Below are 20,792 nucleotides of genomic sequence, written 5' to 3' on the forward strand. Positions count from 1 at the left end.
GAAAAAAGGATTTGAAAAATATGGAAACTAGATTACTAAGCGTTTGTCGATTAATTAGCACGATCAACCCAGACTTAAAGATACCTGATACATCAGTCGTTGCTGTCAATATTGATCGCGAGAAATTAGAAGAGATACGCAAATGTAAAGGACTATCTGTGAAATCTTTTGAAAGAAAGATTGGGTTATCTCGCTCACGGTACTATAGATGGGTACAATATGAGATCGACTTGCCCTTCGAATTGGTTGTTGGCATCAAGAAAATGTTGAGCATATCTGATACCGAATTGTTAGACATGTTTGCAATGTCAACAGATGAACAACTTCATCTATTAAGTGTATTGATTTATAGCTCTTTATCAACGAAAGAGGACATGTTTGTTACCTTTATGAAAGTCAGAAAAGAGTTAGAAAAATTTCGCTCCTCTACTGAGGATAATACGATGTTTAAACTTATGTTAGCCTATTCTGACCTCGTATTTGGTTGTATGAACCAGAAAGTCCCGGATGCAAGTTTAGAAATGCTTGAAACATTTTTTCTGGGAACTGATTTTTATACATTATTTGACAGCCTTTTATATTTAGCTACATTACGCATCAAACAGCGCTATGGCTTGCACGCTTCATCTTTAGAAAAACAAATTTTTTTGTTAGAGAGCTGCATTTTAAAGAAAATAAATTCGACTGATTTTACGGAGCTGCGGCCAGTCTTGGTAGGCGCCGTACTAGATTTATCAGAATGCTTGGTAGACATCCAACGATGTGATGATGCGGTTCAATTGCTTCAACATGCAAGTCGTTTAATGGAAGAGCATTGGCATATTGATGTCTATAATCAGACAGTTCTAAAACTAGTCAAATATCTGCTGCTTACAAGGAATACTGCCCAAGAAGATCCAGCTGTACAACTGTTTTCTAAAAATTTGAAGGGGGCAGAATGGTGCTTACCAAAAGATGAAGTGATGTTTGTGCGGGCAATGATGGAAAAGGAGATGGGGCAAGCGTGAATCGGTGGGTGACGACGATCATTGAATCGAATGCAGCAGATTCAGTCAAAAAAGCGAAAGTAGATGTTTATCACATTGCCAATGGGATGGATTATCAGCCTTTATATATTTATCGTTATATCGATGAGAATGAAGATGATTATGCACTTATGTCAAGGATTGATGGCATTACAGCTGGTGTCGCTTATGAAGATATCGTGGTCTATCAATATCCAAGTTATAACGGAGCCCATTTTGATCGGTTGTTTTTACAAAGAATGAAACAAAGAGGGATTTACACGATCTTATTTATCCATGATGCCGAGATGTTGCGTGGAAAAGTCGATTTTGATGAATCTGCTCTTTTCAATGAAGCTACATTATTAATCGTTCATAGCCAAGCTATGCAGGTAGCACTAGTCGAAAGAGGCGTGACACGGAAAATGGTCCAAAAACCATTTTTCGACTATCAGCACCAGGGAGTTAGTGTCAGTCATGAAAGACCAGAAAAACGTGTTGTCTTTGCAGGAAATTTGGCAAAAACCCGTTTTCTACAGAAGTGGCCCAATCACACGGAAATACTTGTATACGGCGATAAAAACGACAGTCAATTTGGTCCAAATGTTCATTATTGTGGTGTTTTTGAGCAAGAAGAACTGGTTCGTAGGATGGAGAAAAGTAGTTTCGGACTTGCGTGGGATGATAAGTTGCCTGATGGTGGTGACTACCAACAATATACGAAGTATAATGCCCCGCACAAAATCTCGTTGTATCTCTCGTTGGGAATCCCTGTCATTGTATGGAAAGAAGCAGCTATAGCAGAGATGGTACAGAAACTGGAACTTGGCATTACTATCAACGCGATTGAAGACATTGATCATCAATTAAGTGAGTTAACAGATGAAGAGCTGCTGCGGATAAAAAATAATGTTCTTTCATTTAGTTGTTTACTGCAATCAGGAATATTTACTAGAACGGCACTGATGGATTCAGAAGTGAAAATACTCCTAAGCAAAGGAGCAAGTCAAGCATGAAACAATCGATGAGTACAAAGAAGTTATCCGCAATCGTTCAAATCAGCGAGCTAGACCAGATGCTGGCCGATTTGAAACAAGCGATCGAACAACGAGATAGGAAAATTGCACAGTTACAACAGATGATTTTAGAAAAAAAACAGTCAGTCATTGGGTATCGCGATCTTTTTGTCTTAAAGAATAGCCAAGATGAGTTGAGAGAGCTATGTCAAAAAATTGACATACAGCTGGTCAAAACTAATGAACTTCTACGGCATATCCGTAATACAAAAGCTATTTTCAGCGATTTGTTGTTTTTAGAAGCAGAAGTCAATGAGCAAAGGGAGAGAATTCAGGAACTGTCCAATGCATTCTTTATCCAAGAAGTGACAGGAGAATAGAGAATGAAGCGTCAATAGGATGGTATGGAAAGCTGTAAGTCATGATCAATAGGGAAGTTAGGGGGATTAGTGTGAACAAAATCATTGCGTTAGACATTGATGAATTTCGAGTAGGCGTTGTTGGCTACGGTTATCAAGATGTCAGAAGTTCTGTTTACTCAGAAGTCAAAAAAAATAATCTACAATATCTTTTAGGAAAAAATAATGAACCGATCTACCTAAAAAACAAAATAGGGAAACGAATTCTTCTCGAGGGCAGCGAGAAAGAAATTACTTGGGGACTCGACAGGTTGTATAGTCGACGATCGGAAGCCTACCAAACATTTGGGAATCCGTTGATAACTCTCGGAGATCAAAAATTTAAGACATATATCAAAACGATACTCTCTTATTTAGTAGAGAAAAGCCCCTCACTTTTTACCGAAATTGCAGAGGATTGCTTTAGCTGTTCATTATGCCTTGGAGTAGCAACAGAAAGTTTTGACCGGCTTGCTGACATTGAGAGACAACTGGCGGATGAATTCGAGACCGTTGTTGATGGCACTCACTATCGGATTCGTATCGAGCGAGTAAAGCTGATTCCAAAATCTCTAGCCGCAGTTTTTGAAAGCAAACGAAATGATATTCATTTGATGTTAGGTGTGGAAGAAATCCTTGCTGGGTTGACCTATGTCATTGAAATCAATGATCATTCTCTCACTTGTGACAGCTACGAAAATGGAGAACTAATCAAAAGTTCAAAAGTCGCAGACGGCTTGTATGAATTGGCAGGTAACGTGGTACAAGCTTATCAAGAAAATGAAGGGAATCATCCGGCACCAATCTTTGAGCTAGATCATGGCGTCGTCTACGATATGCTTGTCACAGCTAAGAAAAACAATCCATTTATTGTGACGATCAATGGACGTCAGACAATAGATTTAACTGAAATCGTTAGTAAAGAGACGACTGCTTTGACAGATCAATTGATTGAGTATGTAAATAGTGATCAAGATATTCAATATGCTGATACAATTCTAGTCAGAGATATTCCTTCAGCAGCGATCAACGAAAACACAGTAAATCAGACACTCATCAAGATGGGGCTATCTTGTAAAGTATTTAACAATAAAAATGCTCTTGGTGTGTATCTCTTTGGGGAGTTATTCTGGAAAAGTCAACTGAATGCTTCGACGGATCACTTTGAAGATAACAGTTCATTTCCAATGAAGCCAGACGGTTTAGAGACGAAAGTGAATGCAGAACCTTTACCAGTCGAGAAGGCCATCGAATCAGCAACTAACCAAATTAATGCTGAGTTGCCAGAAGCTACCAAGCAAAAGAGTCATAATCGAAGCTTATCAGTAGAAGCAATTTTTGCGGAACAGTCTGAATTGCTCGACTTCTTGATCAACAACGATAAAGAGTAGTCAATTTGGTAAAGAAAAAGTGAATCTTCTGCAAATAACGATAACCATTTCTTTTTCCAAATGGTCAGTTTTTTTACAATATCAGAATATCAGACTGCGCAATAAAATCTTTCTCTCATTGAGATTGATGTGTTAGGCAAAATCAAATTTGGGACTGAAGAATCAATTCTGAGTAATCAGTCCCAAAAATGATAAAGACGTTTCTTTGTACAGTAAAAATTAAGAGAACTTATAAATAGAGAGAAAATAACAGTAAGATTTTAAAGAAACTGCTAAAATTTTGTAATCGAAAATGAAAATAATATGATTGTTTATGAAAATTTTCATTTTTTGTTTACAATTATTATTTTTTGACTAGTGAAATTTTAACGAGTTGTCAATCACTGCTGTTGCTCAAGAGTTTTGAATGAAAGAACTTTTATCACAAACAAAAGAATCTTTCTTGATTTTGAGTATTTATCATGAAGAAATTGTTCTGTTGTTTTTTAAAACTAAAGAAATTCTATTTCATTTTCACAAGTTCTCCTGAGAGCAAGAATCATTTTATGGTTCTTGCTTTCATTTTTTCACATAAACAAACTTTGAGGTATTTTGCATTTTGTCTTTTTTCCGATTAGGATAATCACCTGAGTAAAATTTGTTGTTTGGAGGAAGAAAAATGCTTACTTATGTGAAAAAAATAGCTTACCCAATTTTCATGTTGTCCTTGCTTGTCATGTCGTATGTGACGCCATTGTTACCAGTCGTTACAGCTCATGCAAACACCGAGGGAAACACCAAAACAGTCCTATTTCAGAACGAAAAAGGCACAGCGCAAGTGACCTCATTACCAGATCCTACCACAGGGGAGATCACCTGGAGGATCCAAGTAGAAAAAAATCAACAAGCAGCAGCTAATCAACTGGCATTCAGCTTGAGTGAAGGGGAACAAACGATTTTGCCGGAATCAATCCAAAGCAGCGGCACGAACTTTACATATGATTCGCAAAGACAGCAGTTGATAGAAGAAACTGCTAGCAGTTCCTTTAGTCAAATGACGCTAACGTTTCAAACTAAAAGTCTTCAAACATTGACAATCAAATCAGCGTTTCTTCAAACAGATGAAGAAAAGGGTCAAGTGAAAGAAGACCTCATCAACGCAACCGATGTAGCAGTTGTTCTACCTGAAAATCAATCCACAGAAGCAACGAGTACCGAAGCCGTACTTTCTGATAATCAGGATCAAACAGAGGCTTCTGAAAAACAGATTGTAACAACAAGTAGCGAGTCACAACAGCAAACGGCGTCAAATACTGCATCAACAGCAATAGAATCAACACCTGATACCCAAGCAAGTGCACCAGCAGCTTCACAACTTTCAAATGGCGGCATTTTTAAAAATGATGTTCCTGAAGTTGATGACGCCCTTCTGGGAGAAGCCCAATATTTTCATATTTTTGCTAACCATGCGACGCTAAATACCCATACGAATGGAAACTTAGCAGTGGGAGAACTAAATGGAAATGTCAATTTTGGAACCAGTATTCAGGATGGTTCGTTGGCAACAGAAATCAATTACATTCAAAAGGTCAATACGATTGCAAATTCTTCTTTTGTGTCAGGAACGGATAGTAGAAAAAACAAAGTTGTTTTTGGCCCATCAGTCACAGTAGATTTAGCAGATCAAAATCAACAGCCTGCCGTTTTTATAAATGGCCAGAGAATGGATCACTTGAAAACTTCCGAAGTTTTCCAAGATCCATCCGTAAGTGAACCGTATATAGATTTTGGAAAGGTATTTTCAACCTTACAGGCGGCGTCAGAAAGACTGGGAGCCTATCCACAAACACCCGGTGTAACCAAGGACTTTACTGATAATAATCAGCGAGTCATTGATACTGCCAGTGCTGAAAATGATACTCAAGAGGTTGTTTTGACCTTAACGGATGAAAAAGGAAAGCCACTTGATGATGGTGTTTACGAACTTCAAAATAAAAAGACACATAAAGAGGTTGATGAAGAGGTCACAAATGATGATGGACAAGTAATCGAAACGGATCTTCCAGAGGGAGAGTATTCCTTTGTGGAAACGGAGGCGCCAGACGGCTACCTGATTGATACGAAACCCATCTCCTTTTCAGAAAATCCAATTGCGAAAGAAGACCAAAAGGTAGTTGTTTCTCTTTCAAAAACAGAATTAGAAAAAGATACGCCGATTACTATCAAAGGGCTGACAAAAGGCGCTTCTCCTGTGCTCATCAATGTGGATACCGAAGGAGCAAGTACCGTTAATATCAAGTCGCAAATCAAACTAGAATATACGGATGGTACGTCTCGTAATAGCCATGAAACAGAAGAGTTTGATGATGCTGTTATCTTATGGAATTTTGTTGGCCAATCAGAGGGCCAAACGATTTCGATTAATAGTCCCTTCCAAGGAACCATCTTGGCTGTTGGTGATACAGTCGATGTCCATCAAAATGTTGACGGCAGTATCATTGCGGATACAGTATTGGTCAATGCAGAAACCCATCGCTGGGATCTGCAAGCAAATGAAACAATCGTGCTGACTATTAAACTAGCTGCCATGAATCAATTGCTTTCTTTTGATACAACGACAATCAGCGGGACCAAAACGTGGGACGATTATGACAACAAATTTAATACCCGTCCGGCAAGTATTACGGTTCAATTATTGCAAAACGGTGAAGTGTTCCAAACAAAAACGGTTACCCCAAATAAAGAGGGGGAATGGCATTATGAATTTACGGACCTACCGACAACTGACGAATCTGGTCAGACTTATGATTACACAATCCAAGAAACACCTGTTGAAGGGTATACTACTAAAGTAAACGGCTATGATCTAGTCAACACCTATCGTAACACCGAAACGACAGAAGTATCCGGAACAAAGACATGGAATGACTATGACAATAAGTTCAATACCCGCCCTGAAAGCATCACTGTCAAGCTGATGCGAAATGATAAGGAAATCGACGATCAAATCGTAAAAGCAGATCACCAAGGCAACTGGACTTATCGCTTTGACAATCTGCCTAAGTATGATGTCGAAGGAAAAGCTTACACCTACGCGATCCAAGAAGAAAAAGTGTCAGGATACACCACTGAAATCAACGGTTATGACCTAGTCAACACCTACCGTAATACCGAAACGACAGACGTAGCTGGAACAAAGACATGGGATGACTATAGCAACAAGTTCAACACCCGCCCAGAAAGCATCACTGTCAAGCTGATGCGAAATGATAAGGAAATCGGCGATCAAATCGTAAAAGCAGATCACCAAGGCAACTGGACTTATCGCTTTTACAATCTGCCTAAGTATGATGCCGAAGGAAAAGAGTACACTTACACGATCCAAGAAGAAAAAGTGCCAGGTTACACTAGTGAAATCAACGGTTATGACCTAGTCAACACCTACCGTAATACCGAAACGACAGACGTAGCTGGAACAAAGACATGGGATGACTATGACAACAAGTTCAATACCCGTCCAGAAAGCATCACTGTCGACTTAATGCAAAACGGTAAAGAGATTGACAAGCAAACCGTAAAAGCAGATAAAGAAGGCAACTGGATCTATCGTTTTGACAATCTGCCTAAGTATGATGCCGAAGGAAAAGCTTACACCTACGCGATCCAAGAAGAAAAAGTGTCAGGTTACACCACTAAAGTAAACGGCTATGACCTAGTTAACACTTATCGTAACACCGAAACAACGGCAGTATCGGGAACGAAGACGTGGAATGACTACGATAACAAGTTCAACACCCGCCCTGAAAGCATCACTGTCGAGCTGATGCGAAACGGCGAAAAATACGCAGAAAAAATTGTAAAAGCAGATAAAGAAGGGAACTGGACCTATGGCTTTGACAATCTGCCTAAATATGATGCCGAAGGAAAAGAGTACACTTACGCGATCCAAGAAGAAAAAGTGTCAGGTTACACCACTAAAGTAAACGGCTATGACCTAGTCAACACCTACCGTAATACCGAAACGACAGACGTAGCTGGAACAAAGACATGGGATGATTATAGCAACAAGTTCAATACCCGCCCTGAAAGCATCACTGTCGAATTAATGCAAAACGGTAAAGAAATCGCCAAGCAAGTCGTAAAAGCAGATAACCAAGGGGACTGGAGCTATCGTTTTGACAATCTGCCAAAATATGATGCGAAAGGTCAAGCTTACACCTATAGCATTCAAGAAGTGGCTGTCAAAGGATACAGGTCAGATGTCCATGGCTATGATTTGATCAATACTTATGTCGAACCAAAAACGCCGAGAACGCCTGAGACACCGAATGATCCTAGCGGTCCCAAAGTACCAACCCCTTCTGGCAAGTCTGATAAACCGAAAAAAATAGCCAGAAACGCCGAGCAAAAGCTGGATGACAAAAAGAACCAGACAGAGTCATCACAGACAGATAATGAAAAACGCTTGCCAAAGACAAACGAGGAATCCTCTTATGAACTAAGTGTTTTTGGAGGTATCTTACTCACCATGATTGCTTTCCTATTCTATAAACAGAAACATAGTTAACCAAACAAATCTTTGTACTGCTCCTTCGCTAGAAGTCAGTACAAAGATTTTTTCTTAAAAAAGTATAGGACTTATTTAAGACTTGCGACAAAACTTTGGCTGAAAACCGGTGTAAATGGTAAACTAAAATGAAGGGGGGATCCTATGGTTTGGCTATTGCTACTACTGCTTATTTTTATTTTTTTGGTGTACTATGTATATCGCACGTCTGTGATGAAAAAGGGCGTACGCTATTTTGTTTCGGCAATTATTATGCGTAACAATGAATGGTATGAAAAAGAAGGCAGAAAGAAACTGGGGATTCCATACAAAGAGCGGATCGCAAAAAGCAGTTCGGCTTTTTGGGCACAAGGTTCGGAATGTACGGTAACGACCACCGATGATCTGATCTTGAGAGCAGAAGTCTTCGATCAGTGTGCTAAAACATGGGTGATTTGCTTGCATGGGTATCGCAGTGATGGGCAAGCAGACTGTCAAGATGCGGCCGAGAAATTCTGGGCTGCGGGTTACAATGTTTTAGTTCCTGATTTGCGTGGACATGGCCGTAGTGAAGGCAAAGAGATTGGTTTAGGGTGGCTAGATCGGATGGACCTGCTTTTGTGGATCGATAAGATTTTGGAAAAAGACCCCCAAACCCAAATCTTCCTCTATGGTTTAGGAATGGGGGCGGCGACTTTGCTGCTGGCCAGTGGAGAAGTCATGCCGGTGCAAGTGACGGGGTTGATCTCAGACAGCAGTTACACGTCCGTTTACAGTGCCATTCGGGCAAGTCTACCGCAATTTTCTCGGTTACCCGTCAAGCGCTTTTTGCGATTAGCCAATCGTTACAGTAAACACCTAGTTGGCTACCCCTTCCTACAAATCTCAGTGACCCGACAAGTCGGCAGCAACCATTTACCTGTGCTGTTTTTACAAGGAGAGAAGGATACGTTTCTTTCTGAAAAAGAAATCAATACTTTAATGGAGGCAACGGCTGGTCCGAAACAAAAAGTCCTTTTTCCCAGTATGGGACATTTACAGGCAGTTAAAGACGCACCAGAATATTGGCCAACCGTTTTGCAATTTATTGAGAATAGCAAACAAAATACAGACATTGTCTGATAGAAAGGGAGAATACAATGGAAATAAAAGAAGAAAACAAGCGTTTTGCTTTATATGATGGAGAAACAGAAATCGGAGAGATCACATGGCAAGAAACGCCAGATGATGTGCTAGAAGTAGACCACACCTTCGTCAACCCTGATTATCGCGGACAGCAATTGGCGCAAAAGTTACTCAAAGCAGTTGTTGAAAAAGCACGACGGGAAGAGAAAAAAATTATGCCTGTCTGCTCTTTTGCGGTCAAGGAGTTTAAAGAGAAGCCAGAGTACGATGACGTACTGGTTCGCTGATTTGAACGAAAAGCAATCTATGAGAAAAAGGCTGTCAGAAAGGACAGTCTTTTTTTAAACCATCATGCAACGGGCAATGACAAAAAGAGAGTAGTAATTTCCAGCGGAAAATGCTAAAATGGAAAGGACGACTTTAGCAAGCAAGGAGGAGCTAACGTGTATAACATCTTATTAACTGCTGTGATCGTTATTTCGATTTTAATGGTCATTACGATCATGATGCAGCCTAGCAAGCAAAATAGTGCAGCTAGTGCCTTTACCGGCGGTGCAGATCAATTGTTTGGTAAGCAAAAAGCCCGTGGATTTGAAGCGGTGATGCAGCGTTCAACGGCCATTTTAGGTTTTGTTTGGATGGTCTTGCTCTTTATTTTGGCTTTTCTTTCATCAAACTAATCACTTTGTTAGCGAACCTCTCGTAAAGAGAGGTTTTTTTCTTTTTAAGGGGAAGATTTTGATCGCATTTGTCGAAGTATTCTTGCTAACTATGGTAGAATTGGACGTGAGGTGAAAGGAAACATGAAAACATTTAATCAACCAAAACCGGTTTTTGCTGAACACGGCAAACGAGCGGTCATTTTGTTCCATGCCTATTCAGGCAGTCCTAACGATGTGCGCATGCTTTGTCGTTCGTTAGAACAAAAAGACTACACGGTTTATACACCGATGTTTACTGGACATGGTACACCGAATCCAGATGATATCTTAAATCAAGGGATGGCTGTTTGGCAGCAGGATGCTGCGGATGCAGTTGCTTATGTGAAAGAAAAAGGCTATGAGGAAGTTGCTGTTCTGGGACTTTCCATGGGTGGGATTTTAGCGATGGATCGTTTGACCCAAGATCCAACATTGATGGGGGGCGGACTGTTTTGTTCGCCATTATTTGAAACCAAGAATGAAGTGCCAGTCAATTTTGAAAAGTATGCTGAAATGGTCATACCCTATGCTGATTTAGACGAGGCGACCCAAAAAGAAATATTGGCAGAAGTCCCTCGTAAGGTCAGAGAACAGCTACAAGGCATCGAAACAGTCGGACAAACCACAGCTGGGCATTTAGGAAAAATCAAGCGCCCAATCTTCCTGGCGCAAGCAGGAAAGGATCAAATGATCGATCCACAGACAGTTTTCAAAACAGCAGGGGCACTGTCCCATGTTCCCTATACGCTTCAATGGTATCCCGAAAGCGGTCATGTGGTGACCGTTGGACCAGAACGGAAAAAATTAGAGCAGGATGTGTTTGCTTTCTTAGAAACACTTGCTTGGAAAGAGTGAGTTATGACAGAAACGATTAAAACAAAAATCATTCAGTTTCTCGAAGAAAGCCGCAAAAAAAGCTTTTCAATGGAAGAAATTGCTGAAGGTCTAGGACTTCAAAAAAGCACAGACTTTAAGAATCTTGTCCAGACAGTAGCGGCGATGGAACGAGAAGGCAGTGTGATTTTTAACAAAAAAGGCAAAGTGAAATTACCCATGAAACGTGTATTTGTGGAAGGGACTTTCCGAGCCAACGAGCGGGGCTTCGGTTTTGTCACGTTGGATGAAGAAGAAGACGATATTTATATCCCTAAAGAAGCAACAGGCTATGCCATGGACGGCGATACCGTTGCTGTAGACATCGTGCATGTTGCCGATCCTTTCTCAGATCGTGGTGCAGAGGGGAAAGTCGTAGAAATCAAACAACGCGCCATCAGTCAGTTGGTCGGCGAGTTTACATTATTTGACGAAAAAGAGATCGAAGAATCGGATCTATATGGCGTAGTTCAGCCTAAAGATAAAAAACTAAGTGAATTAAAGGTGTTTATTGGCGCTCAAGGGATTCGACCTGTAGATGGTAGCATTGTGATCGTTGAAATCAGCCATTACCCAGAAAAAGGTTATTCGAAAAGCTTAGAGGGGTTGATCACGAAAGTTGTAGGACATAAAAACGATCCTGGAATGGATATATTGTCGATCGTCGTGGCGAACGGGATTCCCACAAAATTCGAGGAAGAAACCTTAGCGGCGGCAGATGCAGTCCCAGATACGATCGATCCTGCCGACTTTCCAGAACGGCGTGATTTGCGAGATCAACAGATCGTAACGATCGATGGAGCGGATGCCAAAGATTTGGATGATGCGGTGACGGTAAAAGCTTTGCCTGACGGCAGCTTCTATTTGGGCGTGCATATCGCCGATGTTTCTTATTATGTGACCGAAAACAGCGCATTGGATAAAGAAGCGTTTGATCGGGGAACGAGTGTCTACCTTACGGATCGAGTGATTCCAATGATCCCACAGCGTTTATCAAACGGCATCTGTTCGTTGAATCCAAACGTGCCAAGGTTGACCATGAGCTGTGAAATGTGGATCAATCAAGAGGGGATCGTCACGGATTACAATATTTTCCAAAGTATTATTCAAACAAGTGCCCGGATGACGTATCAAGCAGTCAATCAAATCATTGAAGATAATGATCCAGAAACCACCAAAAAATATGCGGAACTAGTACCGATGTTCCATGATATGGCCGCCTTGCATCACGTGTTAGAAGCGATGCGCATCAAACGTGGGGCAGTTTCTTTTGAAGACCGAGAAGCGAAAGTCTTAGTCGATGGAGAAGGACACCCACAAGAAATCGTTCTGCGAGAACGTGGTGTCGGCGAGCGATTGATCGAATCCTTCATGTTGGCAGCCAATGAAACTGTGGCGCGCCATTTCAATCGAAAGCACTTACCATTTATTTATCGGATCCATGAGGAACCAAAAGAAGAGAAAATGCGCCGCTTCTTTGATTTTGCGTCTGCTTTAGGGATCGTAGTCAAACAGACCAATGGCTCGATCTCACCAAAACAACTACAAAAAGTGGTTGAAGATGTGGCAGATAAGCCAGAGGCAATGGTTGTCAATACGATGCTACTAAGAAGTATGCAACAAGCGAAGTATTCTGAAGAAAACGTCGGTCACTATGGTTTGGCAGCGGAAGATTATACCCACTTCACGTCACCGATCCGTCGGTACCCCGACTTGATCGTGCATCGCTTGATTCGTTCTTACAGTGAAGATGTCTCTGAAGCCAACCAAAACAAATGGGCAGAAATCTTGCCGGACATCGCGATGCACAGCTCCCAAATGGAACGACGAGCAGTCGATGCAGAAAGAGAAGTCGATGCGCTTAAAAAAGCTGAGTATATGGCCGATAAAGTAGGAGAAGAGTTTGACGGTATCATCAGTTCAGTGGTCAAGTTTGGCTTGTTTATTGAATTGCCTAACACGATTGAAGGGCTGATCCATATCAATAACTTGAAGCAAGATTACTTCCATTATTTGGAAAACCATCTAGCACTTGTGGGGGAACGGACAGGCTTGACCTTTAAAATTGGTCAGAAAGTTCGCATCAAAGTCGTAAAGGCTGATCCAGAAACAAGAGAGATTGATTTCGAACTGGTAGCAGCAGAAGAAGTTGAAAAACTGCAAGCACCAAAAGCTAACAAACGAAGCAACCATCAAAAAAATGAAGCGAACCGCCGTGGAAAAAAACAACGAAACCCTGAGAAAAACCAAGGGAAACGGTTTGAACAATCAGGCAAAGCCAAGCCGAAAAAAGCTGGCAAAGTGAAAAAGAAAAAACCTTTTTATAAAGGAATCAAGAAAAAATAATTGGAGGGATGGCCCGTGCCTAAAGGAGAAGGGAAATTAATCGCCCAAAACAAAAAGGCCCGCCATGATTACACGATCCTCGATACGATCGAAGCGGGGATCGTCTTGCAAGGAACCGAGATCAAGGCGATCCGCAACAGTCGGATCAATTTGAAAGACGGCTTTGTGCGCATTCGCAATGGTGAGGCATTCTTAGTCAATGTGCATATCAGTCCTTACGAGCAAGGCAACATTTTTAATCATGACCCATTGCGGACGAGAAAACTGTTGCTACACAAAAAGCAGATCGCTCGTTTGATTGGCGAAACAAAAAATACTGGTATGACGATTGTGCCATTAAAGGTGTATATCAAGGATGGTTATGCCAAAGTTTTGATTGGTTTAGCGAAAGGAAAACGCGAGTATGATAAGCGAGAATCCTTAAAACGCAAAGATCAGGAAAGACAAATTGACCGAGTTCTTAGAAATTTCTAATTTTCTAAGAACTTCTTTTAGAATCCGACAGAGGTTATCGCTTTGAAAATCACGCTAAATTTGGTAGCATTTAAGGGAAAGCTGTTGATTTAACAGGCTTTTTCTTCCACATAGCGACACGAGGATTTTTCACTTAATTTAGGATTTTTAGCATTGTGAGTTTTTTGTCTAATTTTCTTGAAAATGCTTTGAAATTTTCCATTCGTGGTGGTATGATACCGATTGTTATGAGAGGAAACGCATTGTAACACCAGATTTTTTTTCTGGAGATGACAGGAAAAGAGGTGAGAAAGATTGGAAGATAAATCGCTTATGTTTCATATCGGTCCTATATGGTTTGATGGAACTGTAGCTATGATGACAATCATTTCTTGTATCATTGTTTTTTTGGTGGTCTTTATTTGTACACGTAATTTGCAAATGAAACCGAAAGGGAAGCAGAACTTCATTGAATGGGTCATTGACTTTGTTCGTGGCATCGTGGCGGACAATCTACCAGGATCTCAAGTGAACAACTTTCATTTGCTCGGTGTAACAATGTTTCTTTTTGTGTTTGTGGCAAATGAGATCGGCTTAGTCACAAAAATCGTGACGACAGATGACATTACCTTATGGAAAAGTCCGACAGCAGACCCGTTTGTTACATTGACACTCGCACTTATGGTTATTTCCTTGACACATTTCTTTGGGATCAAGTCGTTGGGCTTCAAAAATTACTTGATCAATTCGTATCTGAAACCGGTGGGCTTTTTATTGCCGCTAAAAATCATCGAAGAGTTTACGAATGTCATCACGTTAGGCTTGCGTTTATATGGAAATATATTCGCTGGTGAAGTGTTATTAGGATTGATTGCCAACATGTTTATTAGTCTTGGTTGGTGGTCATTGCCGATCGTGATGCCGCTAGAAATGATCTGGATTGGCTTCTCGCTCTTTATTGGAGCGATCCAAGCTTATGTATTTGTTACATTGACCATGGTATTTATGAGCCACAAAACCGTGGCAGAACATTAATCGAATCGACATACAATTAGGAGGAAAAAAGAATGAACTTTATTGGAGCAGGATTAGCAATTATCGGAGCAGCAATTGGTGCAGGGTATGGTAACGGACAAGTAATCGCAAAAACGATCGAATCAATGGCACGCCAACCTGAAATGTCAGGTCAACTACGTTCAACAATGTTTATCGGGGTAGCGCTAGTCGAAGCTGTACCGATTCTAGGGGTAGTTATCGCGCTGTTATTAGTCTTCCGATAAGACAAGCACGAAAAGGCAGAAACGAACAATTGCACTCGTTTTTGCTTTTTTCTAATGAAACAATGACTTTCAGAAAGGAAGAATCGTTATGCTAAATCAGTTGGTTATGGCGGAAGTTCAAAATCCAATGCTTGGCAATATTATCGTTGTCAGCGGATCAATTCTTCTTTTGCTATTCTTATTGAAACATTTTGCATGGGATGCCATCAGTAGCATGATGCAAAAACGGGAAGATAAAATCGCCAATGATTTGGATTCAGCGGAACAATCACGCTTGAATGCAGCAAAATTAGAAAAAGAACGCCAAGAAAAATTGGCACGTTCTCATTCTGAAGCTGCGGAGATCATCAAGAGCGCCAAAGATAGCGGGGAATTGAGTCGGCAAAATATTTTGAGCGAGACCAAAGAAGAAGTGGCTCGTTTGAAAGAAAAAGCCAACTCAGATATCACCCTTGAAAAAGAAACTGCGTTAAAAGAAGTGAAAGATGATGTGGCAGAACTTTCGCTTCAAATCGCAGAAAAAATCTTAGGCCGCGAATTGACTCCCGAAAATCATGAATCCCTAATCAATCAATATATCGAAGGCTTGGGTTCAGTTAATGAAACTCGATAAATTCACAGTGGGAAAACGCTATGGAAAAGCCTTGTTCGAATTGGCGATGGAAGAACAACGCTTGACAGAAGTTTACCAAGAATTAATGACCTTGCGTCAGATTTATCAGGAGATTCCAACATTCGGCCAAATCGTGACCGATAACCGTTTGGATCTTCATGAGAAAAGACAATTAGTCGATCAATTGCTGAAGGGCTTTGAAGGCTTGGTCAGAAATTTCTTAGAGATCGTTTATGAATATGATCGCATGGATGATCTATTGCTGATCATTGATGAATACGAACGTCGTTACGATGAATATCAGGGTCTTGTTCTCGGAACGATCACAACGGCTGTTGCTTTGTCAGCAGAACAAAAAAGCAAAATTGAAAAGCAAATCGCCGATAAGCTTGGGTACAAGCAGGCACAATTGAAAGAAACGATCGATCCAACGATTTTAGGCGGTGTCATCGTTGAAGCAAATCATCAAGTGATCGACGGTAGTATTAAGAGCCAACTGGATTATCTGCGACAAAAAATCGGCAGATAAACAAGAGATAAGAGGTGAATCGGATGGCCATCAAAGCAGAAGAAATTAGTGCCTTGATCAAAGAGCAAATTAAAAATTATCAGAACGAACTTTCTGTAGAAGAAATCGGTACTGTCACATACGTTGGGGACGGGATCGCCCGCGCCCACGGTTTAGAAAATGCCATGAGTGGAGAACTGCTTGAGTTTTCAAACGGTTCTTATGGGATGGCACAAAACTTAGAGTCAAACGATGTCGGGATCATCATCCTAGGTGATTTTGAAACCATTCGTGAAGGGGACAAAGTAAAACGAACCGGTAAAATCATGGAAGTTCCTGTCGGCGATGCATTAATTGGCCGGGTAGTAAATCCATTAGGGCAACCAATCGATGGTTTAGGTCCGATCGAAACAGATAAATCACGCCCAGTCGAAGCAGCTGCACCAGGTGTTATGCAACGGAAATCCGTTTCGGAACCAATGCAAACTGGTTTAAAAGCTATTGATGCTTTAGTACCAATCGGTCGTGGCCAACGGGAATTAGTCATCGGTGACCGGAAAACTGGGAAAACAACGATCGCTATTGATGCGATCATCAACCAAAAAGGGCAAGACATGATCTGTATCTATGTCGCTATTGGCCAAAAAGACTCAACGGTTCGTGCACAAGTAGAAACATTACGCCGTTACGGTGCACTTGATTACACGATCGTTGTTTCAGCAGGTGCTTCACAACCAGCACCACTGCTTTATATCGCACCTTATGCTGGGGCTGCGATGGGAGAAGAATTCATGTATAACGGCAAACATGTTTTGATCGTCTTTGATGACTTATCAAAACAAGCAGTCGCTTACCGTGAACTTTCTCTACTTCTACGCCGTCCGCCAGGTCGTGAAGCATACCCAGGGGATGTCTTCTACTTGCACTCTCGTTTATTGGAACGTGCAGCGAAATTAAGTGATGAACTAGGCGGTGGATCAATGACGGCATTGCCGTTCGTTGAAACACAAGCAGGGGATATCTCAGCCTATATCCCAACCAACGTGATTTCTATCACAGATGGACAAATTTTCTTAGAAAACGACCTATTTTATTCTGGTGTGCGTCCTGCCGTAGCGGCTGGATTGTCTGTTTCACGGGTTGGTGGTTCTGCGCAGATCAAAGCGATGAAAAAAGTTGCTGGTACCTTGCGTTTGGACTTAGCTAGCTATCGCGAACTAGAGGCCTTTACGCAGTTTGGGTCTGATCTAGATGCTGCGACACAAGCCAAATTAAACCGCGGTCGTCGAACCGTTGAAATCTTGAAGCAAAAACTGCATGAACCATTGGCAGTAGAAAAACAAGTCGTGATTCTTTATGCCTTGACGCATGGATTCATTGATAGTGTGCCAGTCAATAAACTATTGGACTTTGAAGCAGAATTATTTGAATATATCGAAGCAAACGCAGCAACGATTTTTGAAACCATTCGGACAACGAAAGACTTGCCAGAAGAAAGCTTGTTAGATGACACCATTAAAGCATTCAAAGATATTTTCATGGCATCCAACAGTTCTCGGGTGACGCCGCAAGATAAAATATCGACAATGCAAAACGCATAAAAGAGGTGAGAGAAAATGGCTGCTTCATTAAATGAAATCAAGCAACGAATTGCCTCAACAAAAAAAACCAGCCAAATCACAAAGGCCATGCAAATGGTTTCAGCTGCAAAATTAACAAAATCTGAAGCTCATTCGAAACAGTTTCAAGTGTATGCCAACAAAGTACGTGAAATTGTTACGCATTTAACTGCGCAGCAGCTTTCCGATCTTGCAGGTTCCGGTCCTAAAGATGGTGTGAACTATAACAGTATGTTGGTTAGTCGTCCGGTCAAACGCACAGGCTATATCGTCATCACTTCTGATGGCGGTCTAGTGGGCGGCTACAATAGTTCCATCTTGAAGCAAATGATGACCATGTTGGATGAAGACCATGCAAAAGAAGAAGAGTATGTCATGATTGCCATTGGTGCAACTGGCGCCGACTTTTTCAAAGCACGGGGCATCAATTTGGCGTACGAGTTAAGAAACCTTTCGGATCAACCAAGCTTTGACGAGGTGCGTAAAATCGTAACATTGGCGACAACGATGTACCAAAACGAAGTCTTCGATGAATTATATGTGTGTTATAACCATCATATCAACTCATTGACTAGCCAATTTCGTGTGGAGAAAATGTTGCCGATTTCCGATCTAGATCCTGAAGAAGCCGAAAGTTATGAACAAGAATACTTGTTTGAACCTTCCAGAGAAGCGATTTTGAATCAATTACTGCCTCAATACGCTGAAAGCTTGATTTATGGTGCGATTGTTGACGCAAAAACAGCCGAGCATGCTGCCGGAATGACAGCGATGAAAACAGCAACAGATAATGCCAAAAATATTATTGGGGACTTGACGATCTCTTACAACCGAGCGCGCCAAGGCGCAATCACCCAAGAAATTACTGAAATTGTGGCGGGGGCATCCGCGTTAGAATAGTTTCAAGAACGAATGGAGGAATACGAATGAGTTCAGGCAAGATTGTTCAAGTCATTGGTCCCGTTGTTGACGTGGAATTCTCTCTAGACCAATCATTACCAGATATCAACAATGCGTTGATTGTTTACAAAAAAGATGAGCAGAAAACAAAAGTTGTGTTAGAAGCTGCCTTAGAACTTGGCGACGGCGTTATCCGTACGATTGCCATGGAATCAACAGATGGCTTACAACGAGGAATGGAAGTAATCGATACAGGCGCCTCCATTTCTGTTCCAGTTGGGACAGACACCTTAGGACGGGTGTTTAATGTCCTAGGAGACACTATCGATTTAGAAGCGCCGTTCCCTGAAGAAGCACCCCGCAGTGGGATTCACAAAAAAGCTCCTGACTTTGATGAATTGTCAACAAGTACCGAGATCCTTGAGACTGGGATCAAAGTTATCGACTTATTAGCCCCTTATTTAAAAGGGGGGAAAGTTGGTCTTTTCGGTGGTGCCGGTGTTGGTAAAACCGTCTTGATTCAAGAACTGATCCACAACATCGCCCAAGAGCATGGGGGGATCTCTGTCTTCACAGGTGTTGGTGAACGGACACGTGAAGGAAACGACCTTTATAATGAAATGAAAGAATCTGGCGTTATCGAAAAAACAGCCATGGTGTTTGGACAAATGAACGAACCACCAGGTGCTCGGATGCGGGTTGCCTTGACTGGTTTGACCTTAGCGGAGTACTTCCGCGATGTAGAAGGACAAGATGTACTCTTGTTTATCGATAACATTTTCCGATTTACGCAAGCTGGTTCTGAAGTATCTGCCTTACTAGGTCGGATGCCTTCTGCTGTTGGGTATCAACCGACACTAGCAACCGAAATGGGACAATTACAAGAACGGATCACTTCAACGAAAAAAGGATCGGTTACTTCTATTCAAGCGATCTATGTTCCTGCCGATGACTACACGGACCCGGCACCAGCGACTGCTTTTGCCCATTTGGATGCAACAACCAACTTGGAACGGAAATTGACTGAACAAGGGATCTATCCAGCCGTTGATCCACTGGCTTCTTCTTCTAGTGCGTTAGCACCTGAAATCGTTGGTGAAAAACACTATGAAGTAGCGACTGAAGTACAGCATGCGTTGCAACGTTACCGCGAACTACAAGACATCATCGCTATCTTAGGGATGGATGAGTTGTCTGATGAAGAAAAAACGTTAGTGGCTCGTGCGCGTCGGATTCAATTCTTCTTGTCGCAAAACTTCCACGTAGCGGAACAGTTTACTGGACAACCTGGTTCTTATGTACCAGTTGAGGAAACGATCAAAGGCTTTGCTGAGATTCTTGAAGGAAAATATGATGATCTTCCAGAAGAAGCCTTCCGTAGTGTAGGACGAATTGAAGACGTCATTGAAAAAGCGAAAAAAATTGGCTATTAATTAACCAGCCTCGAAGAAAGAGGGGAACCTCATGGATCAATTTTTAACAGTCAATGTGGTGACACCTGCTGGTTTGGTTTACGATCACCACGCGAAAATCGTGGTTGCACGTACGACAGATGGCGAGATCGGTATTTTGCCGCATCATGCCCCAATCATCGTTCCTTTGACGATTGATGAAGTCCGGGTCAAACGGATCGATTCGGATACTCACGTCGACTGGGTCGCCGTCAATGGCGGTATCCTTGAAGTGCGGGACAATGTTGTCTCTATCGTAGCCGATAGTGCGGAACGTGATCGCGACATCGACGTTTCACGGGCAGAAAGAGCAAAACAACGTGCAGAACGTCAAATCGAAGAGGCCAAACAAGTCGAAGATATCGACCAGCTTCGTCGCGCAACGGTTGCTTTGCACCGCGCCATCAATCGAATCAACGTGTCAAAACATTCCTAAAAAACAAGGGCATCTTGCCTTTGTTTTTTTGTTTCTCCAAGAAAACGTTTTAAAAACTTTTTAAAGTCTTTTCATGAAGGTTCCAAGAAAGATTATTTTTTATCTTGACATCTTTGTGGTATGATAGGAATGTTCAATTATGAAAAAAGGAGC

At 41.5% G+C, this 20,792-nt stretch carries 19 protein-coding genes; all 19 read left to right on the top strand.

Features of this window, described 5'->3' with window-relative positions:
• The first annotated feature begins 20 nt into the window (after positions 1–20).
• The 19 genes from FJU10_RS11755 to FJU10_RS11845 all read left to right on the top strand — a co-directional run bounded on the left by FJU10_RS11755 (position 21) and on the right by FJU10_RS11845 (position 20,639).
• Positions 21–1,007, top strand: coding sequence for a helix-turn-helix domain-containing protein (locus FJU10_RS11755; protein ID WP_140966011.1), 987 nt, complete (start codon positions 21–23; stop codon positions 1,005–1,007).
• Entirely contained in the window at positions 1,004–2,020 is a 1,017-nt protein-coding gene (locus FJU10_RS11760; RefSeq protein WP_140966012.1) for a sugar transferase, read from the top strand. Before FJU10_RS11755 ends, FJU10_RS11760 begins: the two co-directional genes overlap by 4 nt.
• Positions 2,017–2,400 carry a hypothetical protein gene (locus tag FJU10_RS11765; protein WP_140966013.1) on the top strand — a complete coding sequence of 128 codons (384 nt, stop codon included), beginning with the start codon at positions 2,017–2,019 and terminating at the stop codon, positions 2,398–2,400. The genes FJU10_RS11760 and FJU10_RS11765 overlap by 4 nt, the downstream gene beginning before the upstream one ends.
• Before the next feature lie 71 nt (positions 2,401–2,471).
• Positions 2,472–3,809, top strand: coding sequence for a hypothetical protein (locus FJU10_RS11770; protein WP_223273046.1), 1,338 nt, complete (start codon positions 2,472–2,474; stop codon positions 3,807–3,809).
• Positions 3,810–4,467: 658 nt separating this feature from the next.
• Positions 4,468–8,355 (top strand): Cna B-type domain-containing protein, encoded by a 3,888-nt coding sequence (locus tag FJU10_RS11775; protein WP_140966015.1) that lies wholly within the window; start codon positions 4,468–4,470, stop codon positions 8,353–8,355.
• A gap of 144 nt (positions 8,356–8,499) precedes the next feature.
• A complete protein-coding gene (locus FJU10_RS11780) occupies positions 8,500–9,456 on the top strand; it encodes an alpha/beta hydrolase (RefSeq protein ID WP_140966016.1) in 957 nt (318 codons plus the stop codon).
• Between the two features lie 17 nt (positions 9,457–9,473).
• Entirely contained in the window at positions 9,474–9,746 is a 273-nt protein-coding gene (locus FJU10_RS11785; RefSeq protein WP_005234370.1) for a GNAT family N-acetyltransferase, read from the top strand.
• A gap of 156 nt (positions 9,747–9,902) precedes the next feature.
• The gene (secG, locus tag FJU10_RS11790; RefSeq protein ID WP_005228700.1) at positions 9,903–10,139 is read left to right on the top strand and encodes a preprotein translocase subunit SecG; all 237 of its coding nucleotides are present in this window, start codon (positions 9,903–9,905) and stop codon (positions 10,137–10,139) included.
• A 123-nt stretch (positions 10,140–10,262) separates the two neighbouring features.
• On the top strand, positions 10,263–11,015 hold the full coding sequence (locus FJU10_RS11795) for an alpha/beta hydrolase (protein ID WP_140966017.1): 753 nt from the start codon (positions 10,263–10,265) through the stop codon (positions 11,013–11,015).
• A 3-nt stretch (positions 11,016–11,018) separates the two neighbouring features.
• Complete coding sequence (rnr, locus tag FJU10_RS11800; protein ID WP_140966018.1) at positions 11,019–13,379, top strand: ribonuclease R; 2,361 nt, start codon at positions 11,019–11,021, stop codon at positions 13,377–13,379.
• 15 nt (positions 13,380–13,394) lie between these two features.
• Entirely contained in the window at positions 13,395–13,853 is a 459-nt protein-coding gene (smpB, locus tag FJU10_RS11805; protein ID WP_008380870.1) for an SsrA-binding protein SmpB, read from the top strand.
• Between the two features lie 294 nt (positions 13,854–14,147).
• The gene (atpB, locus tag FJU10_RS11810) at positions 14,148–14,867 is read left to right on the top strand and encodes a F0F1 ATP synthase subunit A (RefSeq protein ID WP_077452900.1); all 720 of its coding nucleotides are present in this window, start codon (positions 14,148–14,150) and stop codon (positions 14,865–14,867) included.
• Positions 14,868–14,899: 32 nt separating this feature from the next.
• A complete protein-coding gene (atpE, locus tag FJU10_RS11815; protein WP_005228705.1) occupies positions 14,900–15,112 on the top strand; it encodes an ATP synthase F0 subunit C in 213 nt (70 codons plus the stop codon).
• 88 nt (positions 15,113–15,200) lie between these two features.
• The gene (gene atpF, locus FJU10_RS11820; RefSeq protein ID WP_016612589.1) at positions 15,201–15,725 is read left to right on the top strand and encodes a F0F1 ATP synthase subunit B; all 525 of its coding nucleotides are present in this window, start codon (positions 15,201–15,203) and stop codon (positions 15,723–15,725) included.
• Complete coding sequence (locus FJU10_RS11825; protein WP_016619750.1) at positions 15,712–16,254, top strand: F0F1 ATP synthase subunit delta; 543 nt, start codon at positions 15,712–15,714, stop codon at positions 16,252–16,254. The genes atpF and FJU10_RS11825 overlap by 14 nt, the downstream gene beginning before the upstream one ends.
• Before the next feature lie 23 nt (positions 16,255–16,277).
• Positions 16,278–17,834 (top strand): F0F1 ATP synthase subunit alpha, encoded by a 1,557-nt coding sequence (atpA, locus tag FJU10_RS11830; protein ID WP_005228708.1) that lies wholly within the window; start codon positions 16,278–16,280, stop codon positions 17,832–17,834.
• A 15-nt stretch (positions 17,835–17,849) separates the two neighbouring features.
• A complete protein-coding gene (locus FJU10_RS11835; RefSeq protein WP_005228710.1) occupies positions 17,850–18,752 on the top strand; it encodes a F0F1 ATP synthase subunit gamma in 903 nt (300 codons plus the stop codon).
• A 26-nt stretch (positions 18,753–18,778) separates the two neighbouring features.
• A complete protein-coding gene (gene atpD / locus FJU10_RS11840; protein ID WP_086291912.1) occupies positions 18,779–20,185 on the top strand; it encodes a F0F1 ATP synthase subunit beta in 1,407 nt (468 codons plus the stop codon).
• Positions 20,186–20,216: 31 nt separating this feature from the next.
• Positions 20,217–20,639 carry a F0F1 ATP synthase subunit epsilon gene (locus FJU10_RS11845; protein WP_005228716.1) on the top strand — a complete coding sequence of 141 codons (423 nt, stop codon included), beginning with the start codon at positions 20,217–20,219 and terminating at the stop codon, positions 20,637–20,639.
• Positions 20,640–20,792: the final 153 nt, after the last annotated feature.

Origin of the sequence: Enterococcus sp. OL5 (assembly GCF_006491895.1) — a bacterium.
Lineage (GTDB): Bacteria > Bacillota > Bacilli > Lactobacillales > Enterococcaceae > Enterococcus_D > Enterococcus_D innesii.

What these genes read in the sequence shown, in the direction of transcription:
- FJU10_RS11755 (WP_140966011.1), top strand. Translation starts at nt 21, where the DNA reads ATGGAAACTAGATTACTAAGCGTTTGTCGATTAATTAGCACGATCAAC.
- FJU10_RS11780 (WP_140966016.1), top strand. Translation starts at nt 8,500, where the DNA reads ATGGTTTGGCTATTGCTACTACTGCTTATTTTTATTTTTTTGGTGTAC.
- atpE (WP_005228705.1), top strand. Translation starts at nt 14,900, where the DNA reads ATGAACTTTATTGGAGCAGGATTAGCAATTATCGGAGCAGCAATTGGT.
- atpF (WP_016612589.1), top strand. Translation starts at nt 15,201, where the DNA reads ATGCTAAATCAGTTGGTTATGGCGGAAGTTCAAAATCCAATGCTTGGC.
- FJU10_RS11845 (WP_005228716.1), top strand. Translation starts at nt 20,217, where the DNA reads ATGGATCAATTTTTAACAGTCAATGTGGTGACACCTGCTGGTTTGGTT.
- FJU10_RS11835 (WP_005228710.1), top strand. Translation starts at nt 17,850, where the DNA reads ATGGCTGCTTCATTAAATGAAATCAAGCAACGAATTGCCTCAACAAAA.
- FJU10_RS11775 (WP_140966015.1), top strand. Translation starts at nt 4,468, where the DNA reads ATGCTTACTTATGTGAAAAAAATAGCTTACCCAATTTTCATGTTGTCC.
- FJU10_RS11825 (WP_016619750.1), top strand. Translation starts at nt 15,712, where the DNA reads ATGAAACTCGATAAATTCACAGTGGGAAAACGCTATGGAAAAGCCTTG.
- atpA (WP_005228708.1), top strand. Translation starts at nt 16,278, where the DNA reads ATGGCCATCAAAGCAGAAGAAATTAGTGCCTTGATCAAAGAGCAAATT.
- FJU10_RS11785 (WP_005234370.1), top strand. Translation starts at nt 9,474, where the DNA reads ATGGAAATAAAAGAAGAAAACAAGCGTTTTGCTTTATATGATGGAGAA.
- atpD (WP_086291912.1), top strand. Translation starts at nt 18,779, where the DNA reads ATGAGTTCAGGCAAGATTGTTCAAGTCATTGGTCCCGTTGTTGACGTG.
- rnr (WP_140966018.1), top strand. Translation starts at nt 11,019, where the DNA reads ATGACAGAAACGATTAAAACAAAAATCATTCAGTTTCTCGAAGAAAGC.
- FJU10_RS11765 (WP_140966013.1), top strand. Translation starts at nt 2,017, where the DNA reads ATGAAACAATCGATGAGTACAAAGAAGTTATCCGCAATCGTTCAAATC.
- FJU10_RS11795 (WP_140966017.1), top strand. Translation starts at nt 10,263, where the DNA reads ATGAAAACATTTAATCAACCAAAACCGGTTTTTGCTGAACACGGCAAA.